Consider the following 5600-nt stretch of genomic DNA (forward strand, 5'->3'; position numbering starts at 1 on the left):
AGGTTTATAGTCGGCAACGGCAGCCGCCATAACAATAACTTTTGAAACTTTTGAATAGAGATCCACAGCTCCTGCCATTTCTGTGGCAGATTGCACTTTTACCACTTCAACTCCAGCAGGTGCCCTCAACGCCGTGGGACCCGTGACAAGAACAACCTCAGCCCCCATATATCTCAAAGCTCTTGCAATAGCATAGCCCATTTTGCCAGAAGAGCGATTTGTGATATACCTGACATTGTCAATTCTTTCTCTTGTAGGTCCAGCGGTAACCAATGCTTTCATTCCCGCAAGGGGTTTTTCTGAGAGCAAGTAAGTCATTTCTTCAATTATAAGCTCGTTTTCAGGATATCTTCCTTTACCCACATCGCCACAGGCAAGATGCCCCTCTTCTGGAGCAACCACAGACCAACCCTGCGAACCGAGCTTTGCAATATTTTCCGTGGTGACGGGGTTTTCAAACATTCTTGTGTTCATCGTGGGAACAAGCAGTTTAGGTTTGTCAGGGTATGCAAGCGCTGTTGCCAGAAGAAGGTTATCGGCAATACCCGCATTGAGTTTTGCTATGGTATTAGCAGTTGCCGGGGCTATGGCAAAAAGTTCGGCCCAGCGAGAAAGGTCAGTATGGGGGATGAAACCTTCTTGAACCTTGAATATATCTGAATACACCGGGCAATTCCCAACAGCTGAAAAAACCAAACCCGAAACCATTTTCTCGGCTTCGGGTGTTAGAATAACTCTCAATTCCGCTTTGGCTTTTCTCAGTTTGCTCAACAGATCGACAGCTTTGTAAATAGCTATCCCGCTGGAAACTCCAAGGAGTATCTTCCTTCCCTGAAGCAAACTGCTCATCATTTCACCTTTGGTGTGAGTATTTTCAGCATTTCTTCGTTTTTTATTCTGATTTTGCCCTCTTCGAGCTCTTTCATGGCAATGTTTATCTTATCTCCGGCTTTTTTGACGACTTCGGGGTCGAGCTTTGGACGCCCAAAATCCTCTAATTCCTCAGCTCGTCTTGCAACCGCAACGGGTACAGCATACTTATGCTTTACACGTTTCATGATTTTCTTGTAATTCACCAGCATCGTATCACACTCCCCTGAATATTTCTTCTAATCCCATGTGGTCTTTTATTCTATCAAGCCTTAACTGCTCAGCTATTATCACCGCTTCAAGTTGTTTTGCCGACTCCTTTAAATTTCTGTTAACAACCAGATATTGGAAATCGACTATGTGGGAAAACTCCCAGCGCGCGTCTTCCAATCTTCTTTTAAGGTCCCTCTCATTTTCGGTTCCACGTGTGAGCAGCCGCTTCTTCAACTCCTCAAAAGAAGGGGGAGAAATGAAAACAGTTGCCACTTCCGGCATTTCTTTCATTACGGCAAGAGCACCTTGAACATCTATGTCTAGAATCAGATTAACACCCTGCTTAACTCTCTCGGAAACAAAACCCTTTGAGGTACCGTATAGATATCCATGTACTTCTGCCCATTCGAGAAATTCATCTGCGTTGATCAGTTCTTTAAACTTCTCTTCGGAAACAAAAAAATAATCCTCTCCATCCTTTTCGCCAGGCCTTTTTGGTCTTGTAGTATAAGAGACGGAAAACTCGAGGTTTGGAATTCTGCGAAGTACTTCCCTAAGAATTGAGGTTTTCCCGGCACCTGAAGGCCCACTTACAACAAAAACCGTTCCTCTCATTCCGCCAGGCTTCTCCCCGCATCGCGTATTTCCTTTAACTTCTCCTCGATGTCTGTAAATGCCTGCATGAACCTGGAAGCAATGGTTTCTGGCTGAATAGCGCTCAGTATTATGTGATTGCTATCCGTTATCACTATGGCTCTTGTTTTGCGTCCATAAGTGGCGTCAATGAGCTTCCCCTCTTCTTTAGCAACTTCCTTCAGTCTTTTTAATGGCGCGGATTCGGGGTTAACAATAGCAATGACGCGATCCCCAATTATTACGTTACCAAAACCCACATTGATAAGGCCATACACAGAAGACACCTCCTATTCGATGTTTTGAACCTGTTCTCTTATTTTATTCACCAGCGTTCTACCCTCGATTGAAAGGGAAGTTATTTCAGCTTTCTTGGATTTCGCTGCAATGGTTGAAAATTCTCTATGCATCTCCTGGCAGAGGAAGTCAAGTTGAACACCACATTCCTTTTCGCTTTCCATCAATCTCTTGAATGAAGTTATATGGGATTCTAGCCTAACGATTTCCTCCGAAATATCGGCTCTCTCTGCTAAAATGGCAACTTCCTGTTCGAGCCTGCTCTTGTCTACTTCTATCTCCAGCACATCTGAAATTCGTTTTTTCAGAAATTCTCTGTAATATTCCAGCAGTCCCTCAGTACGTTTATGCAATTCTTTTGCTATATTTTCAAGGCGCTGAAGATATGAAACCAGTGCCTTTTCGAGGTTTTTGCCTTCGCGTTCGCGATCCTCATTGAGTATGGCAATAGCTTTATCAAGAGCGATTTTAAGGCACTCCCAAATTTTCTCATTCACAGAGGGTGTCAGCCTGTATTTTAACACGTCTTTCATTTTGCTGAGTGTATCCAAAGAAATTCTATCGGGGATTCGGAATTTATCTGCCAATTCATTTAGTGCGTTGTAATAAGCAGAAGCAACACCAAGATCAGGCCTTATAATATTGCCAATGCTTTCGTTGAAGTAAATTTCGACGTATGCCCTTACCGTCCCCCTGCGAAGCTTTTCACGTAGATAGCGCGAGGCTTTTACCTCTATCTCCGTAAACCCACCGGTGACATTAACCTCCAGGTTGAGATGCTTGGCATTTACACTCTTGAGTTCGACCGAACAAGCAACAAACTCACATTCCGCCTCGGATCTGGCGAATCCAGTCATACTACGAACCATGATAACACCCCATGTCTGATTATAATCAACTACAGTTAATTATACCCGTTGAAGCTCAAAATTTCAAAAGCATGACTGCTTCCCGCAATGATTTAATGAAATCTTCAACTTCGGTTTTGGTGGTGAACCTCGACATGCTTACTCTCACAGCAGATTCACTAATTTCTTCCCTGACTTTCATGGCTTTAAGCACATATTGTCCCCCATCGTTTCGAGACGAACAGGCAGAAGAAGTTCCAATGCAAATCCCACTGGTTGCTAAGGCATTTACAAGTGTCTCGCCTCTTACTCCGGGTATTGAGATATTCACTGTATTCGGAACTGAATGATCGAGCGGGGTATTTACAACCCCACCGAGTTCGCGCACAGCCTTTACAATTGAGTCCCTAAACAGTCTCAGTTTCTCAGTTGTGCTGTTGAGCTCTTTGATTGCGTTTTCCATAGCCACAGCAGTTCCAACGACTCCTGGGACATTCTGCGTTGAGGAGCGCATTCCACGTTCCTGACCGCCACCGGTGAGCAAGGGGCGTAATGCTGTCCCGCGTTTCACGTATAATATGCCCAGGCCCTTAGGGCCATGAAACTTGTGCGCACTAAAAGAAGCGAAATTACAGAAGCTTTCAAGGTTAAAGGAAGTCTTCCCGATTGTTTGAACTGCATCGATATGATAAAAGATGTTCTTCGCTTCAAGATATTGTCCCACTTCTTCATAGGGTTGGATTGCCCCGGTCACGTTGTTAACAGCCATAAGCGATACCAGATAAGTATCCTCATTCACATGCTCCAAAAGCTTTTCAGCGAATATGATGCCCTGTTTGTTGGGTTCAACAATAATCACTTCTATCCCTTCTGAATTCTGCAGGTCTTTTAGCGTATTTAAGACAGCTTTGTGCTCAATTGCACTGGTTATAACTCTTTTCCTCTTTCCCCTGAAAGAAGTGGCCGATCTCAGCGCCCAGTTTATCGATTCGGTTGCGCTGCTGGTGAAATATATCTCTCGCGGGTCGGCCTTCAATAACTCTGCAATTTTCTCCCTGCTTTCTTCCATTACCCTGTATGCTTCGAGCCCTATAGGGTGTATGGAGTTAGGGTTGCCATAGATTTTGTAAAAGCACTCTTGCATTGCCTTGCCTGCTTGTTCATCCAGAATTGTTGTGGCATTGTTATCGAGATAAATCATTGCTATCCTCTCCTTCGATCATATCCAAAAATTCATCTTCGGTTACGGTTTTCACGCCACTCTTTTTCGCTTTTTCAAGCTTTGAGCCAGGATTTTCACCCACTATCACAAGATCGGTTCTACTTGAAACACTTGTAGTTACACTACCACCCAAAGCGATTATCAAATCGTGAATTTCCTTTCGCGTGTAATTTTTCAAAACACCGGTAACCACTATCTTTTTGCCTTCAAGAATGCCTTTGATTTTTTTTCGCGGTTCCTTTGTGTTCACGAATTTTTTCAATTCATTGAGTTCTTCGAGTATCTCTTTGTTGTGAAAAAAATTGTATATGCTCTCTGCAAGTTCAATGCCTACACCTTGAATCTTCAATAAATCTTCGATTTCCGCTTTCTCAAGGTTTTCAAGGTTTTCAAAGTGCATTGCCAAGTCAAGGGCGAGTTTCTTCCCTACACCCGGGATTCCAAGCCCTATAAGAAGTTTGTGGAGAGGCTTATCTTTGCTCTTATCTATTTCTTTCAAAAGATTTGCTATGGTTTTATCACCTATTCCGGTTCCCAGCTGAGCGAGTTCGAAAGGTGTTAGCTTGTATAGATCGGAGAAATTTTTAACCAAATTCGCAGTTAAAAGCCTTTTGACCAGTTTTTCTCCCAACCCTCGAATATCCATGGCATCACGTGACACAAATAACCTGAGTCGCCTTTCTAATTTAGCCGGACATGCTGGGTTTAAACACCGTAAAGCCACTTCTCCCTCCTTTTCCTTGCCAACAGTCCCCTGGCAAACTGGACAACGTTCTGGAGGTTTGATAACCTTTTCAACACCCGTGCGAAGTTCTGGAAGCGTCTTTATTATCTGAGGGATTATTTCCCCTGCTTTTTCCAGTATAACTTGATCTCCAACTCTTATATCTTTCTCTCTGATGTAATCAAAATTGTGGAGAGTTGCTCTTTTGACCACAGTGCCGGACAATGAAACAGGCTCTAATTCGGCAACAGGGGTTATCACTCCGGTCCTCCCTACCTGGAAACTAACTTGAATTAGCTTCGTCCTGATCTGCTCAGCAGGGAATTTAAATGCAATAGCCCACCGGGGGCTTTTTGCCGTGTAGCCCAATTCTTCTTGCTGGTGAATGAGGTTCACCTTGATAACAGTTCCATCCACTGCGTAATTCAATGAATGTTTCTCTTCCTGCCAATGCTTCCAGTAATCGATAATCCCGGAGGTGTCTTTAACTCGTTTCGCATGTGGTTCCGTTTTCAACCCAATTTCTTGCATAAAGGATAAAACCTCCCATTGGGTTTCCAAATTATACCTGCGCGGATCCACAATCTGATAAAAAAAGGCATCAAGGTTTCTTCTTGCGACCTCGTGTGGATCGAGCTGCCTTAGCGTTCCAGCTGCTGCATTACGTGGATTAGCAAAAGGCGGCAGCCCTTCTTCGGTTCTTTCCTCGTTGATGGCTTTGAATTCGCTTTTGGGAAGAAACACCTCCCCGCGAATTTCTATATCCAGAGGTTTTCTCAGTTTCAGAGGAATT

Annotated in this window: 7 protein-coding genes; all 7 read right to left on the minus strand. The window is 43.8% G+C overall.

Annotation, left to right across the window (positions count from 1 at the left end):
* The coding region (gene coaBC / locus AC3LHT_RS08325; RefSeq protein ID WP_488662563.1) for a bifunctional phosphopantothenoylcysteine decarboxylase/phosphopantothenate--cysteine ligase CoaBC at nt 1–849 on the minus strand (849 nt) is incomplete at its 3' end.
* On the minus strand, nt 849–1082 hold the full coding sequence (rpoZ, locus tag AC3LHT_RS08330) for a DNA-directed RNA polymerase subunit omega (RefSeq protein ID WP_290647077.1): 234 nt from the start codon (nt 1080–1082) through the stop codon (nt 849–851). The genes coaBC and rpoZ, both read right to left, overlap by 1 nt.
* A gap of 4 nt (nt 1083–1086) precedes the next feature.
* Nucleotides 1087–1698, minus strand: a complete 612-nt coding sequence (gmk, locus tag AC3LHT_RS08335) for a guanylate kinase (protein ID WP_290647078.1) — start codon at nt 1696–1698, stop codon at nt 1087–1089.
* The gene (locus tag AC3LHT_RS08340) at nt 1695–1994 is read right to left on the minus strand and encodes a DUF370 domain-containing protein (RefSeq protein ID WP_290647079.1); all 300 of its coding nucleotides are present in this window, start codon (nt 1992–1994) and stop codon (nt 1695–1697) included. The genes gmk and AC3LHT_RS08340 overlap by 4 nt, the downstream gene beginning before the upstream one ends.
* Before the next feature lie 12 nt (nt 1995–2006).
* Nucleotides 2007–2882, minus strand: a complete 876-nt coding sequence (locus AC3LHT_RS08345; protein WP_290647080.1) for a YicC/YloC family endoribonuclease — start codon at nt 2880–2882, stop codon at nt 2007–2009.
* Between the two features lie 55 nt (nt 2883–2937).
* Nucleotides 2938–4062, minus strand: a complete 1125-nt coding sequence (locus AC3LHT_RS08350) for a cysteine desulfurase family protein (protein WP_488662564.1) — start codon at nt 4060–4062, stop codon at nt 2938–2940.
* The coding region (ligA, locus tag AC3LHT_RS08355) for an NAD-dependent DNA ligase LigA (RefSeq protein ID WP_488662565.1) at nt 4046–5600 on the minus strand (1555 nt) is incomplete at its 5' end. The genes AC3LHT_RS08350 and ligA, both read right to left, overlap by 17 nt.

Source organism: Kosmotoga sp. (genome assembly GCF_982836095.1).

Coding starts and splice junctions, on each gene's coding strand:
- rpoZ (WP_290647077.1), bottom strand. CDS start 1,082: ATGCTGGTGAATTACAAGAAAATCATGAAACGTGTAAAGCATAAGTAT.
- gmk (WP_290647078.1), bottom strand. CDS start 1,698: ATGAGAGGAACGGTTTTTGTTGTAAGTGGGCCTTCAGGTGCCGGGAAA.
- AC3LHT_RS08345 (WP_290647080.1), bottom strand. CDS start 2,882: ATGGTTCGTAGTATGACTGGATTCGCCAGATCCGAGGCGGAATGTGAG.
- AC3LHT_RS08350 (WP_488662564.1), bottom strand. CDS start 4,062: ATGATTTATCTCGATAACAATGCCACAACAATTCTGGATGAACAAGCA.